The 23421-nt window shown below is 71.7% G+C and carries 20 protein-coding genes; 9 read left to right on the forward strand and 11 right to left on the reverse strand.

What is annotated here, in order from left to right; translation table 11 throughout:
* Nucleotides 1–7 precede the first annotated feature (7 nt).
* The 7 genes from YIM_RS28495 to YIM_RS28525 form a co-directional block, all read right to left on the reverse strand.
* Nucleotides 8–1315, reverse strand: a complete 1308-nt coding sequence (locus YIM_RS28495) for an ABC transporter substrate-binding protein (protein ID WP_153033259.1) — start codon at nt 1313–1315, stop codon at nt 8–10.
* The gene (locus YIM_RS28500; RefSeq protein ID WP_153033260.1) at nt 1312–2397 is read right to left on the reverse strand and encodes a hypothetical protein; all 1086 of its coding nucleotides are present in this window, start codon (nt 2395–2397) and stop codon (nt 1312–1314) included. Before YIM_RS28500 ends, YIM_RS28495 begins: the two co-directional genes overlap by 4 nt.
* Complete coding sequence (locus YIM_RS28505; RefSeq protein WP_153033261.1) at nt 2394–3797, reverse strand: vWA domain-containing protein; 1404 nt, start codon at nt 3795–3797, stop codon at nt 2394–2396. The genes YIM_RS28500 and YIM_RS28505 overlap by 4 nt, the downstream gene beginning before the upstream one ends.
* Nucleotides 3797–5839, reverse strand: coding sequence for a serine/threonine-protein kinase (locus YIM_RS28510; RefSeq protein ID WP_153033262.1), 2043 nt, complete (start codon nt 5837–5839; stop codon nt 3797–3799). Before YIM_RS28510 ends, YIM_RS28505 begins: the two co-directional genes overlap by 1 nt.
* Nucleotides 5836–7302: a serine protease gene (locus tag YIM_RS28515; protein ID WP_153033263.1), complete on the reverse strand. Its 1467-nt coding sequence runs from the start codon at nt 7300–7302 to the stop codon at nt 5836–5838. The genes YIM_RS28510 and YIM_RS28515 overlap by 4 nt, the downstream gene beginning before the upstream one ends.
* Nucleotides 7303–7405: 103 nt before the next feature.
* Nucleotides 7406–8797, reverse strand: coding sequence for a serine/threonine-protein kinase (locus YIM_RS28520; protein ID WP_228004069.1), 1392 nt, complete (start codon nt 8795–8797; stop codon nt 7406–7408).
* Nucleotides 8798–8901: 104 nt separating this feature from the next.
* Nucleotides 8902–9513, reverse strand: a complete 612-nt coding sequence (locus tag YIM_RS28525) for a LysE/ArgO family amino acid transporter (RefSeq protein WP_153033264.1) — start codon at nt 9511–9513, stop codon at nt 8902–8904.
* A 69-nt stretch (nt 9514–9582) separates the two neighbouring features.
* Here YIM_RS28525 and YIM_RS28530 point away from each other — a divergent pair, with 69 nt between their 5' ends.
* The gene (locus tag YIM_RS28530; protein ID WP_153033265.1) at nt 9583–10482 is read left to right on the forward strand and encodes a LysR family transcriptional regulator ArgP; all 900 of its coding nucleotides are present in this window, start codon (nt 9583–9585) and stop codon (nt 10480–10482) included.
* 45 nt (nt 10483–10527) lie between these two features.
* Here YIM_RS28530 and YIM_RS28535 read toward each other — a convergent pair whose 3' ends face one another.
* Complete coding sequence (locus YIM_RS28535; RefSeq protein WP_194239780.1) at nt 10528–11028, reverse strand: pyridoxamine 5'-phosphate oxidase family protein; 501 nt, start codon at nt 11026–11028, stop codon at nt 10528–10530.
* Between the two features lie 123 nt (nt 11029–11151).
* Between YIM_RS28535 and YIM_RS28540 the strand changes: the two genes are divergently transcribed.
* The gene (locus tag YIM_RS28540) at nt 11152–12390 is read left to right on the forward strand and encodes a glycoside hydrolase family 27 protein (protein ID WP_153033267.1); all 1239 of its coding nucleotides are present in this window, start codon (nt 11152–11154) and stop codon (nt 12388–12390) included.
* 11 nt (nt 12391–12401) lie between these two features.
* Here the strand turns inward: YIM_RS28540 and YIM_RS28545 are convergent, their stop codons facing one another.
* The gene (locus YIM_RS28545; RefSeq protein ID WP_153033268.1) at nt 12402–13574 is read right to left on the reverse strand and encodes a histidinol-phosphate transaminase; all 1173 of its coding nucleotides are present in this window, start codon (nt 13572–13574) and stop codon (nt 12402–12404) included.
* 333 nt (nt 13575–13907) lie between these two features.
* Here YIM_RS28545 and YIM_RS28550 point away from each other — a divergent pair, with 333 nt between their 5' ends.
* Nucleotides 13908–14573: a DUF4142 domain-containing protein gene (locus YIM_RS28550; protein ID WP_153033269.1), complete on the forward strand. Its 666-nt coding sequence runs from the start codon at nt 13908–13910 to the stop codon at nt 14571–14573.
* Nucleotides 14574–14582: 9 nt separating this feature from the next.
* Here the strand turns inward: YIM_RS28550 and YIM_RS28555 are convergent, their stop codons facing one another.
* Together YIM_RS28555 and YIM_RS28560 are read right to left on the reverse strand one after the other, a co-directional pair.
* Complete coding sequence (locus YIM_RS28555) at nt 14583–15401, reverse strand: NmrA family NAD(P)-binding protein (protein ID WP_153033270.1); 819 nt, start codon at nt 15399–15401, stop codon at nt 14583–14585.
* 49 nt (nt 15402–15450) lie between these two features.
* Entirely contained in the window at nt 15451–16092 is a 642-nt protein-coding gene (locus YIM_RS28560; RefSeq protein WP_228005035.1) for a response regulator transcription factor, read from the reverse strand.
* Between the two features lie 119 nt (nt 16093–16211).
* Here YIM_RS28560 and YIM_RS28565 point away from each other — a divergent pair, with 119 nt between their 5' ends.
* The 6 genes from YIM_RS28565 (at nt 16212) to YIM_RS28590 (ending at nt 23413) form a co-directional block, all read left to right on the forward strand.
* Nucleotides 16212–18602: a helix-turn-helix transcriptional regulator gene (locus tag YIM_RS28565; protein ID WP_228004070.1), complete on the forward strand. Its 2391-nt coding sequence runs from the start codon at nt 16212–16214 to the stop codon at nt 18600–18602.
* A gap of 117 nt (nt 18603–18719) precedes the next feature.
* On the forward strand, nt 18720–19154 hold the full coding sequence (locus tag YIM_RS28570; RefSeq protein ID WP_228004071.1) for a hypothetical protein: 435 nt from the start codon (nt 18720–18722) through the stop codon (nt 19152–19154).
* Nucleotides 19151–20977: a WXG100 family type VII secretion target gene (locus tag YIM_RS49850; protein ID WP_153033272.1), complete on the forward strand. Its 1827-nt coding sequence runs from the start codon at nt 19151–19153 to the stop codon at nt 20975–20977. The genes YIM_RS28570 and YIM_RS49850 overlap by 4 nt, the downstream gene beginning before the upstream one ends.
* Nucleotides 20974–21744: an ESX secretion-associated protein EspG gene (locus YIM_RS28580; protein ID WP_153033273.1), complete on the forward strand. Its 771-nt coding sequence runs from the start codon at nt 20974–20976 to the stop codon at nt 21742–21744. The genes YIM_RS49850 and YIM_RS28580 overlap by 4 nt, the downstream gene beginning before the upstream one ends.
* A 14-nt stretch (nt 21745–21758) precedes the next feature.
* Nucleotides 21759–22781 carry a type VII secretion target gene (locus YIM_RS50120; RefSeq protein WP_370468893.1) on the forward strand — a complete coding sequence of 341 codons (1023 nt, stop codon included), beginning with the start codon at nt 21759–21761 and terminating at the stop codon, nt 22779–22781.
* Nucleotides 22782–22807: 26 nt separating this feature from the next.
* The gene (locus YIM_RS28590; protein ID WP_153033274.1) at nt 22808–23413 is read left to right on the forward strand and encodes a YbaB/EbfC family nucleoid-associated protein; all 606 of its coding nucleotides are present in this window, start codon (nt 22808–22810) and stop codon (nt 23411–23413) included.
* The last annotated feature ends 8 nt before the right edge of the window (nt 23414–23421 follow it).

Genomic DNA, 23421 nt, shown 5'->3' on the forward strand with positions numbered 1-23421 from the left:
GATCCTCCTATCGTCCGCAGGGCAGGTTGAGCCGTTCGTCGGCGGGAATGCCGGCCCGGACCCGTTCCAGCGCTTCGAGCACCCGCTCCAGGCCGCTGGGATTTCCCAGGTAGTCGAGCACGGCCCGCTGGAAGGCGTCGCTCATCGTCGCGGGCATCATGTCCGACGCGTCGAAGCACCAAGGTCCCGAAGTCAGCCGCTCCGCCACCCGCACGCTCAGCGGATCGCGGTAGACGCCCTGGGGCAGCAAATTCCGGTTGATCGAGAAGGTCGCGCTGGTCTCCCTGGACGGCCACACCGCCTGTCCGCGTTCGGAAGCCAGGTACCGCATCAGTGCCTTGGCCTCCGCCGATTCGACGAACATGCCCGCCAGGTCCGCCGACACCCCGGCGGGCTGGGCGGCCGGTTCGGCGGTGGCGTCCACCACCGGGAACGGGAAGAAGTCGAAATCCGCCACCGCCGGTTTCGCCCCACCCGGCAGCTCGTACTGCTGGTAGCCGCTGATCCTGGACGAGGCGAAGTGGTCCAGCGCGCAGCCGGGCGGAGTGGTGAACATCGGCTTGGCCGCGTCCCCGAAAGGCAGCAGCAGCGCGCCGTTCGTGCCGCCACGCACCGCTCCCGGCTGCGCCACCAGCTGTCCCCAGTCCTCCCACGCCTGACGGACCTGCGTCGAGGTCCACGGCAGCTCCCCCGCCGCGAAGCGCTGGTAGACCTCGGGGCCGGAGCGCCGCAGCAGGATGTCTTCGATCCAGTCGGTGCCCGGCCAGCCCGAGGTGCTCTGCGATTCCATGCCGAGGCACCACGGCGTCCGCCCGCGAGCGGTCAGGTCCCCGCTGAGCGCGACCAGGTCCGCCCAGGTGCGCGGCGGTGGCCCCGGCAGGGTGCCGGGGCGGTACCAGATCAGGCTCTTCAGATCGGCCTTCACCACCACCGTGTAATAGGACGGGGTGCCGAGCCGTTGCAGGGGCAGCCATTGCTCGCCGGGCTCTTCACCGAGCACGCCGTCGATGTTCCGCAGGTCGCCGCTGTCGACGTAACGCGCCAGCTCACCGGGGTTCGGCAGCACCGCGACGTCCGGCGGGCGGCCCTTCTGCACGTCCGAGCGCAGGACCTGGCTGACCGACCGGGTGCCGCGGTAGGCGACCTCGATCCCGGTCTCCCGCTCGAACTCCGCCAGCACCGCTTCGAAGGCCTGCTGTTCGGCGCCCTCCCACGAAGCGAGCACGGTGAGGGGCCTGGCTCCGGTGGCCCCGGCCGAGCACGCGCTCAACCCGAGCAGCAGCACGCCGAGCAGCGCGCGCAGTGAATGTCTCATGTGGACCTGAACCGGTACTCGTCGACGCGGCGGTGGAAACCGGCCACCACCAGTCCGGCGATCGCCAGGCCGAGCGCGACGATCAGGTACTCGTGGTAGCCGGGCAGATCGGCTTCGGCCAGCTGCCGGTCGATCCGGCGGCCGTCGTCGGCCGGATCACCGGCGGCGGCCGGTGGTGCCGCGCTCCCGGCCGGCAGCTCGGCGGCGAGTTCGTCGACCACGCCGCCGCAGGTGCTCGCGCAGTTCTCGCGCAGCAGTTCCACCAGCTTCGGCCGTCCCGCCGCGGCTTCGGCCTCGAACCCGGACCGCCACCGCTCCACCGCGGTGTCCACCGTGGCGCCCGCGTCACCGGCACCCGACGCCGAGCCGAAACCGAACGAGGTGGTCACGATCAGGCCGAGCAGCAGCGCGGTCGCGCCGAGCAGCCAGAAGTTCCACCGCCGCCGGAACTTCCGGCGCAGCCGGTACTGGGTGTAACCGAGCAGGCCGAGCAGCGCCAGCGCGGGCAGCAGCCACAGCGCGGTCACCGCCCCGCCCAGCCAGCCGTCGGAGAGCTGCTTCCGCAGGGCGTTGTGCTGGAGGTCGGCGAGCGCGCCCAGCCGGGCGAGAATGCCGTTGTCCGGCGCGTGCATCAGGCGGGAGGCGTACCAGAGGTCGGCGGCGCCGACCATGCGCCCGTCGGCGTGCCGGTAGTGCGCGTCGGCCTGCCCGACGAAGTTCGCGTACCCGGCCAGCAGCCCTTCCACCACTTGCAGGGCGCGGCTGCCCTCGACACCGGCCGCGTTGTTCTCCGCGACCTGGGTCAGGCTCTGGCGGGCGATGACCAGTTCGCTCTGGTGCCGCTCCCCCGGCCCGGTCAACTCCACCTCGCCGGACTCGAAGCTCGCCACCACCGCGTTGTCCGCCTTGACCAGCGCGTCCTGCGCGGCCACCACACCCAGCACGGCGGGCGCGGTTCCCGCCCGCACCCCGGCCACCGCGGACTGGATACCGGCGAAGGTGAGCAGCGCGGCGAGGGTGGCCACGGCGGTCGCGGCGACCAGCCAGAGGCGCAGGCGCCGCAAGCGGCGCAGTGTGCTCATCGCGCCTCCACCGCGGTGCCGCAGCTTCCGCACACCTTCGCGGTCGGGGGCAGCAACCGGCGGCACCCCCGGCACGGCACGTCCTCCCCGGCGGGCTCGTCCGGTTCGGATGTGTCCCGCGGCACGGCGGAATCCATGGACATTCCGGAACCGATCACCGCGGACTTGATGTCACGCGGGCGCAGTCCGTCCCTGAGCCGGAAGCCGCCGTCGGTGTCTTCTTCGATCAGCCGCCGCAGCCGGGTGATCAGGTTGTCGTCGCCGAGCCGGACCGCCAGCCGCAGCGCCTCGCCCCACCGCCGGACCGCCTCGGCCGTCGCCTTGTTGTCGTAGGACCGCCAGCCGTCCTGGACGATCGCACGCAGCTCGGCCTGTTCGGTGTGCCTGCTGACCTGCTCGTCCACCCGGCTGGACAGGGCGAGGTCCTCGGTGAGGTGGCCGAGCACGATGCAGCTCGCCGCGCTGCCGACCGGCTCGATCCGGCCGAGCTGGACGTCCTCGCCCGGCGGCAGCGCGGCGGGATCGACCTCGAAGCACAGGTGGTACTCGCGGTGCTCCACCGCCCAGCCGCCGGTCGGCAGTTCGAAGGTCCGCTCCCCGGTGGGCCGCACCCGCGCTGTCATGTCCACTTTGGACGGATACACCTGCCTGGCGAACCGCAGCGCGGTGAACGGCATGGTGCGGATGCGCAACCGCAGGTCCGGGACCACCCGGCCCATCGCCGACTCGATCAGGTGCCGGAAATCCGCGGCCAGGTCCGCGTCGGCCAGCACCGCGTCGGCCTGCCCGTGCAGCGAACCGCAGATCCGCTCCAGTTCGGCGGGCTGCCAGTCGTCCCCGATGCCGCGCGCGTCGCAGTCGAACCGGCCGGCGCACTGCTCCAGCACCTGCCCGAGCCGGTCCGGTGACTCCGACTCGTTCTTGCCGTCGGTGAGCAGGATCGCGTGGCGCACCACGTCGGCGTGCGGTTCGAACAGGCTCGCCGCCAGGCTGAGCCAGGTGCTCATCGCGGTGCCGCCGCCCGCGATCAGCTCGCGTGCCTTCGCCTTCGCCTCGGCCCTGGTCTCCGCGTTCGCCCGCACCAGCCCGCGCGCCGGGTAGACCAGTTCCGCGCGGCCGGTGCCGCGGACCACGCCGAAGTGCACGCCGTCGCGCAGGGTGTCGATCGCGACCGCGGTCGCCTGGCGCGCGGCGGCGATCTTCGTCGGCGGCCAGTCCATCGAAGCCGAGCAGTCCACCAGCAGCAGTTCAGCCGCCTCGGCGGGCGGGTGCGCGCCGACGGCCCGCACGGTGAGGATCACGTGCATGGTCTCGTCCGACGGCGACAGGTACTTGTTCTGGCCGAGGTCCAGCTCGAACTCCGGCCCGGCTTCAGTGTTCTCGGGGCTCACCACCGGCATCACCTCAGCGTCATCGGGCGGACGTCGTTGGCCCGGTCGACCAGCAGGCCGTACCGGGTTTCGTCGCGGGCCAGCCCGGCGATCCGGCGGAACGAGGCCTCCAGCCGCAGCCGCAGCCCGTGCTCGGTGACCGGATCGCCGAACAGGTCCGCCCCGTTCCAGCCATCGGTCCCGGCGTGGTCCAGCGCGGCCTGGCGGACGAAGGTCTTCAGCAGTTCCGCGGCTTCCCCGTCCAGGAACAGCTCCGGCAGCCGCCGCACCACGTCCTCCAGATCGGCCTGGCCGACCGGCGCGGCCACGCGGATGCGCACCGCGGCCACGCGAGCGGCGTCGTAGTGGCGCGAGGTCCCCGGCACCCTGTCGAGCGCGGTTACGGCGTTGTCCTTGTCGCCGTCCTTGTCACCACGGCGAAGCAGGCACCGCGCCAGCCCGAACGCGGCGCCGACCTGGCTGTCGTCGCGGGACCACACGGACTGGTAGAGGTACTGCGCCCGGTCGTTGTCACCGCGCACCTCGGCGCAGTAGGCGACGGCCAGCTTCGGCGCGTCCTCGGCGGGCCACGCCTGCCGCACCTCGCCGAACTTCCGATCCGCCTGCTCGACCGAGGCGTCGGCAAGGCAGAGCAGCCCGCGGTGCCAGGCGATCCGCCAGTCGTGCGCGGCGGTGGTCCCCAGCAGTTCCTCGGCCCGGCCGATCGAGCGCTCGGCGGCGCGCGGGTCCCGCCGGTCGATCCGCGCGCGAGCCCTGGTCAGCGCGGTCTCCACGGCGTCGTCTCCAGGGACCGGTAGCGGAAACGGGAACCACGACGCCGCATCCGCCGGTTCCGGGCGGCCGGTGTCCAGCACGTCGGGCTGCGGTTCGGTCCAGTACGCCAGTCCCGGCACGGTGCCGAGTCCGGCGTCGAGCAGTTCGGGTGTGTTCTCGAACCGCGCCGACCGCCGCGGCCGCTGGACCAGCACCTCGCGCCGGACCCCGTCCAGTTGCTCGGACATCTCGGCGGCACTGGTGAACCGGCGCTCGTACGAGGCGGTCGCGCGGCGGATGACCAGCCGCAGCGACTCGATGCCGGGACTGTCCGCCGCGCCCGGGGTGGCCTCCAGCAGGGTTTCCAGCGTGCGGCCGACCGAGTAGACGTCGGAGCGCACGGTCAGCCCGTGCTCGTGGCGCTCCCGGTCGCTGATCTTGTAGCCGGTGGTCAGCACGGCGACGCTCTCGTGGTCGCCGATCGCCCTGGTGGCCCCGAGATCGATCACCTTGACGCGCTTGTCACCGTGGATCACGTTGTTCGGCGTCATGTCCACGTAGAGCAGACCTTCACCGTGGAGGTAGTCCAGCGCGGCGAGGATCGCGCGGCCGTAGGTGATCACGTGCTCGACCCGCAGCAGCTCCGGCCGTTGCAGCACCGAGCGCAGGGACAGGCCGCCGACGTAGTCCATCACGATGTAGTCGTCGGCGCCGTGCTCGACGAAGTCCACGATCCGCACGATGTTCGGGTGTTCCAGCCGGGTCAGCACGTCACGTTCGACCTGCGCGAGCTGGCGCGCCCTGGCGTTGTGCCGGTCGATCACGCCCTTGAGCACCACGTACTTGTCCGGCAGGTGGCTGTCGGTGGCCAGGTACACCCAGCCCAGCCCGCCGTGCGCGAGGCAGCCGAGCACGTCGTACTGGCCGCCGACGCGCTCACCGGCGGTCAGCTTCGGCCGGAAGTCGAACGGCTCTCCGTCCTGCTCGCAGAACCCGTGCCGCAACGGCGGCTGCCCGCGGTACGAGCGCCCCACCGGGCCACCGCACTTCCCGCAGAACTGTTGCTCCACCGGGTATTCCGGCTCGGTCAGCACCAGCGTCGCCGGATCGGGCACCTCGACCGCGGGCAGCGAGCCGAAGTCGCTGTCGCCGGTCACGTCGCTCTCGGTACCGCGCCGCACGCTCGACGGCACCGCGACCGGCGCGGGCGGGGGCGCGACCCGGCGGCGGCCGCACTCGTCGCAGAACCCGCCGGGCCCCACCGGTTTCCCGTGGCAGGTCAGCACGCCTTCGCTCATGTGCGAGCCAGTTTCCGCCGGACCGCGGTGGCGTAGGAGTGCACCAGCGGGGTCGCGTCCGGCAGCAGGCAGGGACGGGCGGTCAGCGCCGCCTTCGCGGGCAGGTACACCTCGGCCAGTTCCTCGTCCTCCATCAGCCCGTGGCGCACGGCCATCGCGTTGTAGGCGCTCAGCTGACCGCGCAGTTCCTCGTACTCTTCGGCCTTGGCGGCCAGTTCGTGCCTGTACGCGGCCAGCCGGTCGCGCTGGCGCCGCACCCACTTCTCCAGTGACACCAGGCGCCGGTTCATCCGCGCGGGCTCGGCCGCGTCGGCGGCCCCGAGCAGGAAGGCCAGTTCGGCGCTGCGCTGGGAGAACTCGGGCAACGGCTGGATCCGCTCGCCCAGCCGCCGCGCCTGCCGCCGCACACTGTCCTCTTCGGACTCGAACGCGGCGGCCAGCACGCGCAGCCGGTCCAGCCGGGCGGTGTTCTCGTCGCGCTGCCAGTCCCTGGCCAACCGCACGCCGGGCGCGTCGTCCTCGCTGAACTGCACGATCACCTTCGCGCCGACCTTGAGCAGCGGCCGCACCACCTCGTGCAGCAACTGCTCGGGCTGACTGGACCCGTCCACCCCGGCGAGTGCCACGGTGGCCGGTTCCGCCGAGTGCTCGCGTTCCTCGGCGATCCTGGACGACACCTCGCCGGGGCTCTTGCCGGTGGCGTCCACGGTGAACAGCCTGCCCGCCTGGTCCTTGCCGAAGGCCTCGGAGAACCCGCTGTCGAGCGCGGCGCGCCGGTCGCCGATCAGAATGGTGATGGTGCCGGTGGATCCGGGCAGTTCCCCGGTGACAAAGCCGTCGAGCGCGGGCACGTACCCGGCGAGCACCCGGATCGGGATCATGTAGGCGAGTCCGGTGCTCTGGTCGGTGTACTCGGTGACCACCATGCCGATCACCGCGCCGGTGGCCTTGTCGATCACCCCGGCGCCGCTGAACCCGCCACGCACGCGCTCACCCGGGACCGGGGAGTTCAGCTGCACCCACTGCCCCGACGGGCCGGCCAGCTCGGCGCCGTTGACCCAGACACCGTTCTCGTGGGGATGCGGGAAACCGTAGGTGTGCACGACACGGTCGCGCACGGCGTCGGTGTAGCACAACGGCGCTCCCGGCACCGGCGGTGAATCCGCCAGCCGCAGCAGTGCTACGTCACCGGTGCCGTCCTCGGCGGGCGGCACCCAGGCACCGGGCACCACGACCGCCGGTATCGAAGGCTGGTCCGGGAGCCCGACGAACGTGGCCACCACCCGGAGATCGGCCGGATCGGCCGCGAAATCCCCGGAAACCACGTGGGCGCAGGTGAGCGCGAGGTGCTCGCCCAGGAAGATACCGGCCCCCAGGGTTTCACCGGCCGGATCCTGGATCCTGATCCGCCACGGCTCCCCTGCGCGCCCGGCTGCTTCGCTCGCGCCCGCGTTCCCCCTCACCGTAGGTAATCATACGACGGCGCAACGAGGGCGCGGCGCCTCTTTCACGCATCCGTAATCCTTACCGGCGGGGAACACCCGTTTGCCGGTAGGGACGTCACTCCTAGCGCTGGCTGTCGATCAGCCATTTGCCGCCGCTCTGCACCAGCGTGTAGGTGTGCCGCTCGCGCTCGGTGCCGCCGCCCGCCTTGGTGTAGACGATGCTCGCGGTCACCGTGTTGGTCCCGACGGCGTTGATGTCCGACACCTGCACCGAACTCATCTGGCCCCAGAACCCGGAATAGCTGCCGAAGCTCGGCGCGCGCTCCTGCTTCATCCGGTCGGAGAGCAGGCTGTAGGCGGTTTCGAGGTTCCCCGGCAGCAGCGCGTAGTAGTCGCGCACCGCGGCCTCCAGCGCCTGCGCCGGGTCCGGTGGCGCGGACGAGGGCGGTGCCGAGGAACTGGGGGGCGACGCCGACGACGCCGGCGCGGGCGGCGGCGGCGGCGCGGGCTGCGACGTGCTCTGCGCGACCGGCGGAACCTCCGGGGTCCGCTCGCCGCGGTTCATCAGCACCACCGCGACCACCCCACCGGCCACCAGCAGCACCACCACGCAGATCACCAGTACCAGCCGGAACCGGCGGCCGCCGTCCTCGGTCACCGCGGGCGCGATCTGAACGGTTTTCGCCTCGGTGATCAACGCGAGTTCGGCCGCCACGGTGGTCATCGCCGGGCGCTCGGCCGGATCGGCGTCGAGCATGCGCAGCAGCAGCCCGTGCAGCGGACCGGCGTGCTCCGGCGGCGGGAACTCCCCGGTGGAGACCCGGTAGAGCAGCGCGATCTGGTTGTCGCCGACGCCGAACGGCGGCGCACCCTCGACCGCGTGGTACATCGTGGCGCCCAGGGAGAACACATCGGACCGCGAGTCGGCGTCCTCGCCGCGCGCCACCTCGGGCGCGAAGTACGCGGGCGTTCCGGCGACCACACCGGTCGCGGTGAGCGTGCCGTCACCGGACGCGCGGGAAATGCCGAAGTCGCTGAGCTTGGCGACCCCGTCGTCGGACATCAGCACGTTGGCCGGCTTGACGTCGCGGTGCACGATCCCGGATTCGTGGGCGGCGGCCAGCGCCGCGGCGATCTGCGCACCGATCGCCGCCACCTCCTCGGCGCCGAGCCGCTCGCGTCTGGCCAGCACCTCGGCGAGACTCGTCGATGGCAGGTACTCCATCACCAGCACCGGGCGGTCGTTGTCGGTGACCACGTCGAACACGGTGATCGCGCTGGGATGGGTCAGCCTGGCGGCGATCCGGCCCTCGCGCATCGCCCGCGCGCTGGCGTCGGCGACCAGGTCGGCGGCGCCGGGATCGTCCATCGCGTGCGGCAGGATCAGTTCCTTGAGCGCCACCACGCGGTCCAGCCGCTGGTCCTCGGCCTTCCACACCACGCCCATCGCGCCGGCGCCGATCCGCTCCAGCAGCCGGTAGCGCTCCGCGATCAGGCGGTCGGTCTCGGCCACGATGGGGTCCTCTCGGGGAAGCGGTCGGCGGGGGCACCGCCAACCGTAGTCACCCCGGCCGTCCGCGCTCGAACCAGTGGTGCACGGACGAATTCGGCAACCGCTCAGGCGCCGCCGACCAGCAGCACACCGAAGGTGATCATGGTCGCCGCGACCAGGCCGTCGAGCCACCGCCACGACGACGGGCGCGCGAAGAAGCCGGTGAGCAGGCGCGCGCCGAAGCCGAGCGCGGTGAACCAGCACAGGCTCGCCAGCACCGCGCCGAGACCGAACGCCCAGCGCAGGTCGCCCCGCGCCGCGGCCACGGAACCCAGCAGCAGCACGGTGTCCAGGTAGACGTGCGGGTTGAGCCAGGTCATCGCCAGGCAGGTGAGCACGGCGCGCCGCGGTGAGCCCGGCCGCGCGGGGTCGACCTGCATCGCGGCCGGGCGGAACACCCGGCGCGCGGCCAGTACCCCGTAGCACAGCAGGAAAGCACCGCCGATCAGGCCGACCGCGGTGACCGCGCCCGGCCAGGCGGTGACCACCGCGCCGACCCCGGCCACGCCGAGCGCGATCAGCACCGCGTCGGACACCGCGCAGATCGCCACCACCGCGAGCACCCCGTCACGCCGGATGCCCTGGCGCAGCACGAAGGCGTTCTGCGCGCCGATGGCGACGATCAACGAGAGGCCGGTGCCGAAACCGGCGGCCGCGGCGAGCAGGAGGTTACCCATGCGGTCGAACCTAAGCTCGGGCGCGTCAACAGTACAGCTCAAGATTCTTACGTAACATTAGCGCTTGTGATGATGACCGAACTCCCGCTCGACCAGGTCCGCACGCTGCTCGCGGTGGTCGACGAAGGCACCTTCGACGCGGCCGCGGCGGCTTTGCACGTGACCCCGTCGGCGATCAGCCAGCGGGTCAAGGCACTCGAGCAGCGCACCGGCCGGGTCCTGCTGCTGCGCACCAAACCGGTGCGGCCCACCGAATCCGGCGAGGTGGTGGTCCGGTTCGCCCGGCAGCTGGCCCGGCTGGAACTCGACGCGCGCACCGAACTGGGCATGGCGGAGACCGGCGAACCGGCGCGGCTGTCCATCGCGGTCAACGCCGACTCGCTGGCCACCTGGTTCCTGCCCGCGCTGGCCGAGGTGCCCGGGCACCTGAAGACCTTCTTCGAACTGCACCGCGAGGACCAGGACCACACCACCGCGCTGCTGCGGGAGGGCGTGGTGATGGCCGCGGTGACCTCGTCGCCGGACCCGGTCGCCGGCTGCTCGGTGCGCGCGCTCGGCAAGATGCGCTACCTGCCGATGGCGAGCCCGGCGTTCCGGGCCCGGTGGCTCGCCGACCGGCCGCTGCGGCAGGCACTGCCCGAGGCGCCGGTGGTGCTGTTCGACCGCCGCGACGACCTGCAGGACCGGCTCACCCGCAAGCTGACCCGCGGCCGGGGCGCCGGCGGCGGGCGGCACTACCTGCCCTCGTCGGAGGCGTTCGTCGCCGGGGTCGCCGCCGGGCTGGGCTGGGGCATGGTGCCGGTCGCGCAGGCCGAGCCGCACCTGCGCGACGGCACACTGGTCGACCTCGCCCCGGAGCACGCCATCGACGTGCCGTTGTTCTGGCAGCAGTGGAAACTGGACTCCCCCGCACTGGCGGCCGCGGCCGACGTCGTCACCAAAGCCGCCGCGGCGGCGCTGAACCGGTGAGTTTCAGCAGCTTCCCGAACTCGCCGGACTGTGCGACCGGTTCACTCAGAACCGCCATCTGGTCGGCGAAGACATGTCCCGGTCCCAGCCGAAGACCACCTCCGGCACCACGTGGAAGACCGGGCCGCCGAGTCCCAAGTCGTCCACCACGGTGCCGTCCTCGCGGGGTGAGATCGGGTAGTCGTACTTGGGCCCGTAGGCCTCGCACAGCGGGCGGAGGGCTTCGCGATCGTGTCCCGTCCGGGCCGTGCCCTCGACGATCACCACCTCCTGGCCGTCCTCGAGGTGCACGGTGATCTGGTCGTTCGACGAGAGGTTCCCGACGGCCAGCGACCCGGTGCTGAACCAGAACCCGGTGTCCAGCCAGACACCCCACACCGGACGGCAGTGCGGTCGCCCGCCCGGCCGGGTGGTGGCGATCCAGTAGTTGCGGGCGTCGACCAGCCTGCGGTGCGCCCACTCCCACGGCAGCAGCCCACCGGGCGGCGCCGGTGCGCCGTACATGATCGGGACGGAGGCACGGGGTTCGCCCAGCACCGGAATCATGACCTCGGAGCGTACTCCCGGAGCAGCCCCGGATGTCCCGTGTGCCCTGAACGCACTATTGACGTGGTTAGTTACTTGTTGTTGTCTCATGTTCGGTTTTGTTGACTGCGGAAGGAGTCGCCGATGATTCCGGTGAGACGCGCGCTGGCCGCGCTGACTGGGCTGACCGTGCTGACGGCCACGGCGGCGGGCCCGGCGCAAGCCGCCGAGCCCGCACCCACCCCACCACTGGGCTGGAACTCGTGGAACACCTTCGGCTGCGACATCAACGAGCAGCTGATCCGCGACACCGCCGACTCGATGGTCTCCTCCGGCATGGCCGCGGCGGGCTACGAGTACGTGGTGATCGACGACTGCTGGTTCGACCCCGAACGCGCGGCGGACGGCTCGCTGCGCGCCCATCCGGAGCGCTTTCCCAGTGGTATCAAGGCACTCGCCGACTACATCCACGGCAAGGGCCTGAAGTTCGGCATCTACCAGGTGCCCACCGAAGTGACCTGCGCCCAGCGCGGCGGCGCCTACCCCGGCGCGACCGGCAGCCTCGGCCACGAGGCGCAGGACGCGCAGACCTTCGCCGACTGGGGCGTGGACTACCTGAAGTACGACTGGTGCTCACCCGAGGGCACGCTCGAAGAGCAGATCGAGAGCTTCACCCTGATGCGCGACGCGCTGCGCGCCACCGGCCGCGACATCCTCTACAGCATCAACCCCAACAGCTACCACCCCGACAAGAACGGCGCGAAGTACGACTGGTCGGACATCGCCGACCAGTGGCGCACCACCGAGGACATCAAACCCGTTTGGCGTACCGGGAACCCGAACACCTACCCGATGGGCGTCACCGACATCATCGACGTCACCGAGCCGCTGCGGGACTGGGCGGGGCCGGGCCACTGGAACGACCCGGACATGCTCGAAGTCGGCGTGTACAACGTCGAGGGCTTTCCCGGACTGACCGACACCGAGGCCGCCGCGCACTTCAGCATGTGGGCGATGCTGGCCGCGCCGATGATCGCGGGCAACGACCTGAGGTCCATTCCGGACGGCGTGCACAGCATCCTGACCAATCGCGCGGTGCTCGCGGTGAACCAGGATCCGAAGGGCGTCGCCGCGGACCGCGTGCGCGACGACGGTGACCTGGAGGTGTGGGCCAGGCCGCTGGCCGGCGGTGACGTGGCGGTCGCCCTGTTCAACCGGTCGGAGAAGGCCGCGAAGATCAGCACCACCGCGAAGGAGGTCGGCGCGCCCGGCAAGCGGCATCGAGTGACCGACCTGTGGACCGGCAAGAAGTGGCTCAGCCACGGCACCATCTCGGCCGAGGTGCCGTCGCACGGCGTGACCCTGCTGCGGCTGCGGCGCTAGCGAGCGCCTCCTCAGGAAACGCTGCGCACCATTTCGAAGGCGCCGGTGTTCTCGCCCGCGTCCTCCCCCGGGCGGGTGTGGTCGAGAATGCCGGCGACGAGCCTGGTGACGTCCGCCTCCGGGCGGACCACCAGGCGCAGGAACTGGTTGCTCATCCCGAGTTTGTTGCCGCATTCGCGGATCAGGATCCCGTGCCGCGCGTACAGGTCGTCCCGCAGCGCGGTTCCGTCGATTCCGGCGGAAAGCTTCACCAGCAGGAAGTTCGCCTGCGACGGGTACACGGTCAGCTCCGGCAGGCGGGAGAGTTCCACCCCCATCAGATAGCGGTCCCGTGCGAGCAGATAGAGGCTTTCGCGGTATTCCTCGGCGTATTCGGCGAGCATGAAGATCACCGTCTCGGCCAGCGAATTGAGGTTCCACTTCGGCAGGGTCCGGCTCATCTTCCCGGCCAGTGCCGGATTCGCCACCAGGTAACCGAACCGGATGCCGTGCAGGCCGAAGTTCTTGCCGAGGCTCTTGAGCACCACCACGTTCGGCCGCAGTGCCACCTCCGCGGCGACCGACGGATTCCGCTCCTGTTCGACAAAATCGACGAACGACTCGTCGATCACCACCAGGTCGAGATCCCCCAGTTCGTCGGCGAACCGCAGCACCTCGCGGCGCGGCAGGTAACGCCCGTCGGGATTGTTCGGATTGCACAGCACCGCCACCCGCGAACCGCGTGCCCTGATGAACCGGATATAGGCGTCGACGTCGAGTTCGAAGCCGCCGGATTCACGCAGCGGGAACATGTCCACCCGTTTCCCGGTCTCCAGCGGCTGGTCGGTCCACCGGCCGAAGGTGGGCACCGGGACGGCCAGGCTCTCGCGCACCCAGAGGTGGTCGATCCAGGTGATCAGCTCGGTGGAGCCGTTGGCCATGGCCAGCGTCGCCGGGTTGAGCCCGAGCACCCTGGCCAGCTGGCGGCCGATCGTGGCCGCGTCGCTCGGATAGAACTTCAGCACCGCTTCGAGGTTCCCGGCCAGCAGGTCGAACATCGCCGGGGTCGGGAAGTACGGGTTGCACGGGATGCAGAAGTCGATCGGCGGCGGGCCCTGCTCACCCGCCCGCGCGAGTTCGAAGTAGGACGGACTGTGCGCGGTCTGCCCGAACAGCGCGTCCGCGCCGCCTGCACTGTGCCGCACCTGATCACTTCCCTCCGGTGGCCCGAGCTGGCTACCGAGTGAAGTACGGACCACCGCTCGCAGCGGTTCAGTCCGACCGGCCGCCCACCGATTTCCCGCCCGAAACGAACGACTGCCGCTGATGTCCGTTTTTCCTAGTGGTGGCCACCGGGAGTCCTTCGTGGGGCTCGGCGGATCCAGGTTTTCGCTGGGCGTGCCGCGCCGAGGCCCTCGTACCGGGTCGTACTCGGGACTTGGCGCGGGGCGGCCAGCGGGAAGCTGGGCCGTCGAGCCCCGCGAAGGACTTCCAGTGGTGACCACTTTGTGCAGACGCAGCACGATCTGGAGGGCAGAATGCGACACACCCGGCGAACAACGCGGTTACGCCCGCGCACGCTGGTCATCACGATCGCGATAGTCGCGCTGGCCGCGCTGGTGCCCGTGGTGATCTCACTGCAGAGCGGGGACAACACGGCGAACGCGGTCACCGCGCCCGGTCAGTTCGACGCCGCGCAGCAGGGCGAGGCCGGTACCGCCGGTCCGGTCACCGAACTCGACAAGACCTTCCTGGTCAAGGTGCGCCAGGCCGGGTTGTGGGAGATTCCGGCGGGCAGGCTGGCGCAGACCAACGGGTCCAGCGAGGCGGTCAAGCGCGCAGGCCACCACCTGCTGGAAGGACATTCCCGGTTGGACCAGCTGGTCCGCGAGGACGCCCAGATCCTCGGCGTCGAGCTGCCCAACGAGGCCACCGAGGAACAACAGCAGTGGGTCACCCAGATGGAAGGCCTGCGCGGCGAGGAGTTCGACAAGTTCTTCGCGAACGTGCTGCGGTCCTCGCACGGCAAGATCTTCGCCACCATCGGCGAGGTCCGGGCGGGCACGCAGAACGACCTGATCCGCAGGCACGCGCGTGAAGCGAACCAGACCGTGCTCGACCACATGGAAGTGCTCGAGGACACCGGGCTGGTCACCGGTGAAACCCTGGCCGAAGTGGAAACCGCTGTGACACCACCGAAGTGAGTGTCACGATCACCTGAAGTCCCCGGCGTGCTCGGCGGCCCACGTGCGGAAGTCGCGCGCGGGCCGCCCGAGCAGCCGCGTCACGGTGTCGGTCACCCGTTCCGGTGTCTCCACAAAGGACTTCCACGCGGCCAGCCTTGCCGCGGCGAAGGCCCGGTCACCCCAGGCCTCGGTGAACCGCTCCAGCGCCACCTCCGGCGCCAGTTCCCGCCAGCGCACCTCGCGGCCGATCGCCTCGCCGATGGTCCGGACCAGCTCGGCCTGCTGGATCGACTCCGGCCCGGTCAGCACGTACTTGCCGCCGTGGTGCCCCTCGGTGGTGAGCACGTGCGCGGCGACCTCGGCGATGTCCCGTTCGTGGATCAGCGAGCGCGCCGCCCGGCCGTAGGGCAGCTCCACCACCCCGCGCCGGATCTGCGGTGCCCAGGCGAGCGTGTTGGTGGCGAAGTCGATCGCCCGCAGAAAGGTCCAGTCCAGACCGGTGCCGCGGATCTGCCGCTCGATCTCCTGGTGGAAGCTCGACGGCTGCTCGCCATCGGCCAGGTCGGCCACGTCCGCCGAGAGGTAGACCACCTGCCTGGCGTGCTCGGCGATCAGCTCCACCACCCGCGGCTGGACCGGGATGCCGGGCCACACCAGGAAAACCCGGTCCACCCCGCGCAACGCGGGCACCAGGGTGTCCGGGTGGGACAGGTCACCGGCCACGCCGCCGGGCAGCCCGCGCGGATCACGCGCGAACGCCCGGACCTCGGCGCCGGTGTCGGTCAATGCGGCGAGGACTCGCCCGCCGATGTTGCCGGTCGCGCCGGTCACCAGGATCTTCCGCACCCGCGCGACGGTAGAACCTCGACTCCGGTCGAGGTCAAGCCGACTCGGCTCAGATCAGGCCGAGGCGGAGTGCGTGTGCCACCGCGTGCGTGCGGTTGCGCAGGTCGAGGCGGGTCAGCAGGCCGTGCAGGATGTTCTTCACGGTCCGCTCCGAGTACGCCATCTCGGCGGCGATCTCCGCGGTGTCGCGGCCTTCGGCGAGCAGGCGCAGCACGTCGGTCTCACGGCGCGACAATCCGCTCAGCGTCAGGTCCCGCGGTTCGAGCACCTCGCGCTGCAGGCGCGTCACCCCTTTGAGCAACTCACCGAGCTGCTCGGCGGGCAGCGCGCCCCGGCCCTGGTACGCGTCGTTGATCGCGTGCAGCAGCCGGGCGGTGGTCGCCTCCTGCCGGGGCAGCAGCACCGCCAGGCCGTGCTCGACCGCGGTCAGCAGTTCGGCGGGGCGCGGATCGTCGGCGACCAGCACCACGCGGGCCTCCGGGTCGATCCCGGCGAGCACCTCGTGCAGCTTCCGGGTGCTGTCGGGCACCGCGACGACCACGTCGGCCCGGCCGTCCACGAGGTGGACGCCCGGCTTGCTCTTCAGTTCACCGGAAACCCCGGCGAAGACAAACGGATCCGCGGCCAGCACCGTCACCCGGACCGGTGACGGGACCGCGCGCAGTGCCGGTTTTCCCGCTGGAGCGGGGATTCGGCTGGTGGACAAACTCGAGGTCACCACCGTAGTCAACCGGCTACCACACCGGCAGACCAGGCGGAACAACCGGCAGCTTTTCGCCCACGGTAATTCTGCCGGTTAAATGGACCGTGGTGAACGACGGACAGCGAACCGACGAGTCGGCCTTCGGCGCGCTCCTGCTCCGCCACCGCCGCGCGGCCGGGCTCACCCAGGCCGACCTGGCGGAGAACTCCGGTGTGAGCATCCGCGCGCTGAGCGACCTCGAGCGCGGCCGCGCGCAGGGTGCCCAGCGGCGCTCCGCCGCGGCGCTGGCCGACGCCCTCGGACTGGTCGGTGACGACCGGCAGGAGTTCCTCGAAGCCGCCCGTCAGGGCCGCCGCCGCACCCCGCGCGCCGAGGAGGAGATCGAGGCCGCGCCCTCGGTCACACTGCCGCCGGCGGTCCCGGATCTGCTCGGCCGCGAAGGCGAACTGGCCAAGCTGCACGAAGAAGCGAGTTCCGACGCGCCGGGCGGCGTGGTGGTCTCCGTGGTCGGGCATCCCGGCGTCGGCAAGACGGCGCTCGCGGTGACCGCCGCGCACCAGCTGCGCGCCCGGTTTCCCGACGGCGCCTTCGCGCTGGACCTGCGGGGAATGGACGAGGAACCGGTCACGCCGCGCAGCGCGCTCACCCAGTTGCTCCGCGCGCTGAGCGTTCCACCGCAGCAGATCCCGGTGACCGTGCCCGAGCAGAGCGCGCTGTTCCGCTCGCTGCTCAGCGGCCGCCGCATCCTGCTGCTGCTGGACAACGCCGCCGACGAGGCGCAGGTGCGGCCGCTGCTGGCGGCCTCGTCCGGCTGCCTGACGCTGATCACCTGCCGCAGCGCGCTGGCCGGGCTGGAATCCGGGCGGTGGCTGTGGCTGGAGCCGCTGGTCGACCTCGGCGCGGTCGAGCTGCTGACCGCCATCGCCGGTGAGACCAGGGTCCGCGCCGAACCGCGGGCCACCGCGGAACTGGTGGCGCTGTGCGGGAATCTGCCGCTGGCGGTGCGGATCGCGGGCAACCGGCTGGCCAGCCGTCCGCACTGGACGATCGCCTACCTGACCACCCAGCTGCGCAACGAGCGCACGCGGCTCAGTTCGCTGTCCGCCGGCGATCTGCAAGTGCGTTCCGCCTTCGAGATGTCACATCGGCGCCTCTCGCCCGCCGCGCGGCTGGTCTTCCGCAGGCTGGCGATCGTGCCCGGCCCGGACTTCGGCGCCGAACTGGCCGGGGTGGCCACCGGTATGGCCGAAGCCGACGTGCAGGTCCACGCGGACGAGCTGGTCGACGCGAACCTGTTGCAGGCGGCCGCGTCCCCCGGCCGGTACCAGTTCCACGACCTCATCCGGATCTTCGCCGTGGAACGCCTGGAAGCCGAGGAGAAACCGGCCGACCGCGACCGTCACCGGCGCACCATGCTCGACCACCTGCTGCTCACCGCGTCCGAAGCCGGGCGCGCGTTCATGCCGGACGCGCTGGTCGCACCGACCCACGCCGCCCGCCGGTTCACCACGCGCGAGGCCGCGGGTGTCTGGCTCGACGTGGAGGCGGGCAACTGGCTGGCCGCCCACCGCGAGGCCCCGGTCGAAGGCCTGCACCGCGAAGTGGTCGACCTCGCGCGCGCACTGCACTGGTATTCCGACGGCCGCACGCAACAACGGCCGTGGGACGAGATCTTCCAGCGAGGCGTGGAATCCGCGCGGGTGCTGGGAAGCCAGCTCGACGAGGCGGTGCTGCTGAACTTCGTCGGCTGGGCGCGCTACTTCTGCTTCGGTGACAACGACGGCGGGCTGGCCGCGCACAACGAAGCGCTGGCCGTGGCCATCGAGATCGGGGACAAGGCCGAGCAGGCGTGGGCACTGGGTTACCGCGGTTCGGTCCTCATGCGACTCGGCAGACTCGACGAAGCACTCGAAAGCGTGCGCCGCGCGGTGGACCTGGCCGAGGTGCTCGGGTTCTGGACCGGTGAGGGCACCATCCGCAACGCGCTCGGCCGGATCCTGCGCGTGCTGGGCAAGCACGAGGAGTCGCTCGAGGTGCACCGCCGCGTGCTCGAGGACGCCCAAGCCCGCCGGGCCGAGGCCAATCCGGACACCCGGCGGTTCCAGCGCTCGGTCACCCTGCTGGACGTCGGCAGCACGCTGCTGGCCATGCGAGACTGGCATGAGGCGGCAAGGACGCTGCGGGAGGCACGAGGCTACTTCGAGGAGTCCGGTTTCCGGATCGAGGAGGCGGAGACCGCGCTGCAGGAAGGCATCGCCCGCCGCGAAGCCGGGGAGTACGTGGTGGCGCGCGAGTGCTTCGGGCTGGCGCTGAACGTGTTCACCGGGGTGGCGAACCGCTGGAAGCGCGCGAACACGCTGGCCGAGTTGATCACCATGCTGGAGCTGATGGGCGATCCCACCGCGGACGAGTACCGGGCCGGCGCGCTGGCCCTGTGCGCCGAGCTGAAGACCGACGCGGCCGCCGCGCTGGCGGCCCGGTTGCGTCACGAGGGGTAACCGGGCAGCACCCGGTGTCGGATCGGGCAGCACCCCGCGCGCCAGGCTGAACGGGGCCGGGATCTCCGGTTGACTCCCACGGGAAACGACAACGGTCGATCCCAGGGAGCCCGAACGGTGGCCGAGGAAGAAGCAGTGGCTGCGCAGCGGCTGATGCCCACCCAAGCGACGGTGGTCGCGCTCGCCGCGCGCGTGGAGCGGCTCCAGAAGCAGGTGGCGTCCGGCGATCTCGCACTGGACCCCGCGGTCGGGGACGAGATCCGCGGCATGCTGACCGAGCAGATGGACCAGGTGGACGTCTGGCTCCGCAAGGCCATCGACCTGGGCCGTCAGGCCCCGCTCGGGCAGAACCCGGTGGCCGAGGCGATGGCCGGGAAGTTCCAGCAGCGGGCCGGTGACGCCGACTCCGCCCTCGCCGGCGTCCTGGTTCCCTACCGCGAACTGCTGGCCAAGGCCCACGAGACGGTCGGCACGGCCATGCAGCGCTACGGCGACTTCGAACACCAGTCGATCGACCTGCTCCGCACCGCCAACGGGGAGACGAACGCGTGAACAGCGACAACCGCGACCAGCCGGACCCCGCTGACCTGGCGCTGACGCAGACGCAGAACTGGCGCTCGCGCAGCCACCGCGAACTCTACGAATCGGTCCACCTCGGCAACGACCCCGGCCAGGTCGGGCAGCTCGCCGAGGAGTGGACCGGCATCGGCGCGGAAATGAGCGAGCACTCGCGCCGGATGGGCGAGCGGATCAAGGCCACCGAGAGCGGCTGGCGCGGCAACGGCGCGGACTCGGCCAGGGAATCGGTGATGGAGCTGGTCCAGTGGTCGGGCAAGGCCTCGACCACCGCCGAGGAGGTCGGCCGCCGGATCGGCGAGCAGGGCCGGATCATGGAGAACGCCAGGGCGACCATGCCCGAGCCGGTCGAGTTCGACTGGAAGGCGATGGTCACCAACGGCTTCGCCACCGGCGGGCTGGCCGGGTTCGCGATGGCCGTGCAGGACGTGCGGGCCAAGAGCGAAGAGGCCAACTCCGCGCACGAGCAGGCCGTCGCGGTGATGTCCAACATGGAGAACGCCTCGCGCGAGGTCGACACCGGCACCCCGCGGTTCGAGCCGCCGGTGGTCAAGGCGACCCCGGCGATGATGGGCCGCCCGATGATGAGCGTGACCGACGCGAACGGCGGTGGCGGCGCGGGCGGTGGCGGTGGTGAAGGCACCCTGCAGCCCTTCCAGCAGGGCACCCCGGCCAACCAGGGCACCCCGGCCACGCTCGGCACTCCGGCCGGTCAGGGCACCCCGGCCACGCTGGGCGCGCCGGCCGGGCAGAACACCCCTGGCATGCCGCCGCTCGACGGCGACACGACCACGGCGGGCTTCAGCGGCGGTCCGGGCGGACCCGGTTCCCCCGGGAGCCCGCAGATGCCGGGCATGCCGCAGGTGCCGGCCGCGGGCCTGCCCGGTGGCGGACCGGGCTCCCCCGGCAGCCCGCAGCTGCCGGGCATGCCCGGCGGGATGCCGCCCGGCATTCCCGGTGGTGGCGGCCCCGGCGGCAGCAACTACAGCCCGAAGCCGGGCGAGAACACCCGTCCGCAGAGCACGACCATGCCGAACTTCACCCCGCCGCCCATTCCCGGCGGTGGCGGGCCCGACTTCACCTCCGGCCCCCGGCCCGGCGGCACCACGCCGCAGAACGCGCCGAACTTCGGCATGCCGAACCTGCCGACCGGGAACAAGGGTCCCGGCTCCGAGGACACCATCCGCCAGCCGCGGCCGGTGCCGCCGAAGCTGCCCGACTTCAACGGGCCCGGTGGCTCGAACTACAACCCCGGCAACCCGTTCGGCGGTCCCGGTGGCTCGAACAACCCGAACAACCCGAACTACAGCGGCCCGAACCGGCCCGGCACCCCGCCGGGCATGCCGCCGCGCCTGCCCCCGTCCGCCATTCCGCCCATCCCGGGCGTCAGTGGCTTCGGCGGCGGTGGTGGTGGCGGCGGAGCCGGTGGCTTCGGTCCCGGCAGCGGCGGCTCCAGTGGGGCCGGCGGCTTCGGCCCCGGTGGTGCCGGTGGCGGCGGCGCGGGTGCCGGTGGTTACGGCCCGCAGGGACCCGGCGCCACGACCGGGTCCGCTCCCGGCGGCCGGATGCCCGGGGCGGGCTTCGGCCCGGCCGGTGTCGCCGGCGGCCCCGGTGGCGCGACCGGCATGGGCGGCCCGATGGGCGGCATGGGTGCCGCCGGCGCCGGCCGCGGTGGCGAAGAGGACAAGGAACGGCGTTCGGCGGCCTACATCCAGGGCGAGGAGATCTTCCACGTGCCGGGTGAGGACCTGCCGCCGCCGGTGATCGGCGCGCGCAAGAAGAAGCCGGAGCAACAGTGAACACTCCCGATTTTGTGCTCTCCGCGCACGAGTTCGACATCGTCTGGGGCGAGCTGGACCTGGGCAGGCTGCCCTATCCACTGGACGTGCCGAGCACGGGCCGCACGGTCGAGCAGCGGGCGCAGCTGGCCGCCGAGGTCTACCGCGAACTCGGCGACCGCGGCCTGGCACGCGGCCAGCGGGTGGACGCCGACCTGGAGTCCCTGCTGCTCCTGCTCTCGCAGTTCGACGTGGCGGTGGACGCCATCGGGCACATCGGGTACCCGGTGCGGGCGCTGGCCGCCGCCCGTGGCAACGCCGCGGTGCTGGCCGTGCTCGCCGGTGGTGAGCTGTGGCTGAAGGAGATCCGGCCGACCGCGCTCGCCCGGTCCATCGTGGAGGTCCTGCCCTCGGCGGACGCGGGGCCGGGACAGGCGATGTCCGTGCCGTACCAGGCGCTCGCCGAAGCGGCCGAGCCGCAGGAGGACGAGGACGACCCGTACGGCGGTGATCTCGACGAGCGGGTGGTGCTCAGCCGCGCCGGGGTGTCACGCAACGACGCCGGGGCGCTGGTGGAGCTGGCGAACAACCGCAAGGCGGGTGGTCAGCTCGGCGTGACCATCGGCGGTGGCAGGCGTACCGAGCGCGTGCCCACCCTGGTCACCTGGTTCGACACCCACCAGGGCCGGTACCTGATGGTGCGCGAGGACTCCTGGCTGAGCATCGCGCCCGCCGACAACGAACGCATCGAGCAGCGGGTGGCCACGGTGCTGGCCGGCGCGCGCTGAGGGGGAAGGCAGTCATGTCCTACGAGGTCGAGCCCGAAGACCTGATCGCGCACGCGAGTCACCTGGACGGGGTGACCGACCGGCTGAACACGGCGCTGGACGCGGCGAAGACGGTGAGCATGGACGACAGCGCCTACGGGCTGCTGTGCTCGTTCCTGCCGCCGATCGTCAATCCCATGGAGGAGAAGGGGATGGAGGCGATCGGCGCCGCGGTCGAGGGCGTCGAGACCACCGCGGGCAACGTGCGCAAGGCGGCCGAGTCCTACCGCGAGTCCGACAAGGCCCACGTGGAGCCGCTGAAGAAGTTCCAGGCGGACGCCGAGGGCACGAAGGTGGTCGAGCTGGCGGGTTCGTCCGGCGGTGGGGGCGGGGGTGGCGGCGGCGACAAGCCGTCCAGCTGGCAGAAGCCCGCACTGCCCAACGAGGACGCCACCCCGGCCCAGCAGGGCACCCAGCGGCCGATGCCCTTCCAGGGCGGCGAAGGCCAAGACGTCACCCCGGCCCAGCAAGGCACCCAGCAACCCCTCCCGTCCAGCTGGCAGAAGCCCGCACTGCCCAACGAGGACGCCACCCCGGCCCAGCAGGGCACCCAGCGGCCGATGCCGTTCGAAACCGCGCAGCGGGTGGGCACCGTGCAGCCGGAGCCGTTCCAGGCCGCCGAACGCCAGGACGCCATCCGCCCCGAGCCCTTCCAGGCCGCCGAACGCCAGGACGCCATCCGCCCCGAGCCCTTCCAGGCCGCCGAACGCCAGGACGCCATCCGCCCCGAGCCCTTCCAGGCCGCCGAACGCCAGGACGCCATCCGCCCCGAGCCCTTCCAGGCCGCCGAGCGCCCGAGCTTCACGCCCGCCCAGCAGGGCGAGCCGATGTTCACCGCGGCACAACAGGGCACCCCCATGGTCACCCCGGCGCTCCAGGGCGAGCCCGTGGCCACCCCGGCCCACGAGGCCGTCCAGCGGCCGGAGCCGTTCCAGGCCGCCGAACACCGGGTCGCCGAGGACGTCACCCCGGCCCAGCACTCGAACCGCATCATCTGACCGAGCCAAGAAAGCGGTAGATCAGCATGACCAACCCACTCGGTGCGCTCGGGCAGGACCCGTCGCAGGTGGAAGCCGACATCGACCGGTGGGCGCAGGGCTTCGCCGAGAAGGCCCAGCGGTACCAGGCCGCGCAGGCGCAGGTGGACCAGATCCGGACCACCGCGAGCAGCCCCGACGGCACCGTGAAGGTGACCGTGCGTGCCGACGGCAGCGTCACCGACCTGCAGTTCAGCGACCGCATCCGGCAGATCGCGCCCGCCGAGCTGTCGGCGATGGTGATGCGGACCATGCAGACCGCGCAGTCGCAGGTGGTCGGCCAGGTCGGCGAGACGATGCAGGCCAACCTCGGTGACGAGGACCAGCAGACCCGCTCCCTGATGATGGACGAGCTGCGCACCCGGTTCCCCGAGCCCGACCCCGAGGTCGAAGCCGCCGGCGAAGCGGTGTCGGAGAAGTGGGACTACGACGAGGGCGACGACACCCCGCGCACCCCGCCGCCACCCGCTCCCCCGGCACCTCCCGCGCCACCGGCACCGCCCGCTCCGCCCGCCGCCGGGCCGACTCGTCGCCGCCGTCCCGATGACGGCGAAGACGACATCGATCCCGACTTCGATCCGCTGCGCGACTGACGGGGAGC

Source organism: Amycolatopsis sp. YIM 10, assembly GCF_009429145.1.
Taxonomy (GTDB): domain Bacteria; phylum Actinomycetota; class Actinomycetes; order Mycobacteriales; family Pseudonocardiaceae; genus Amycolatopsis.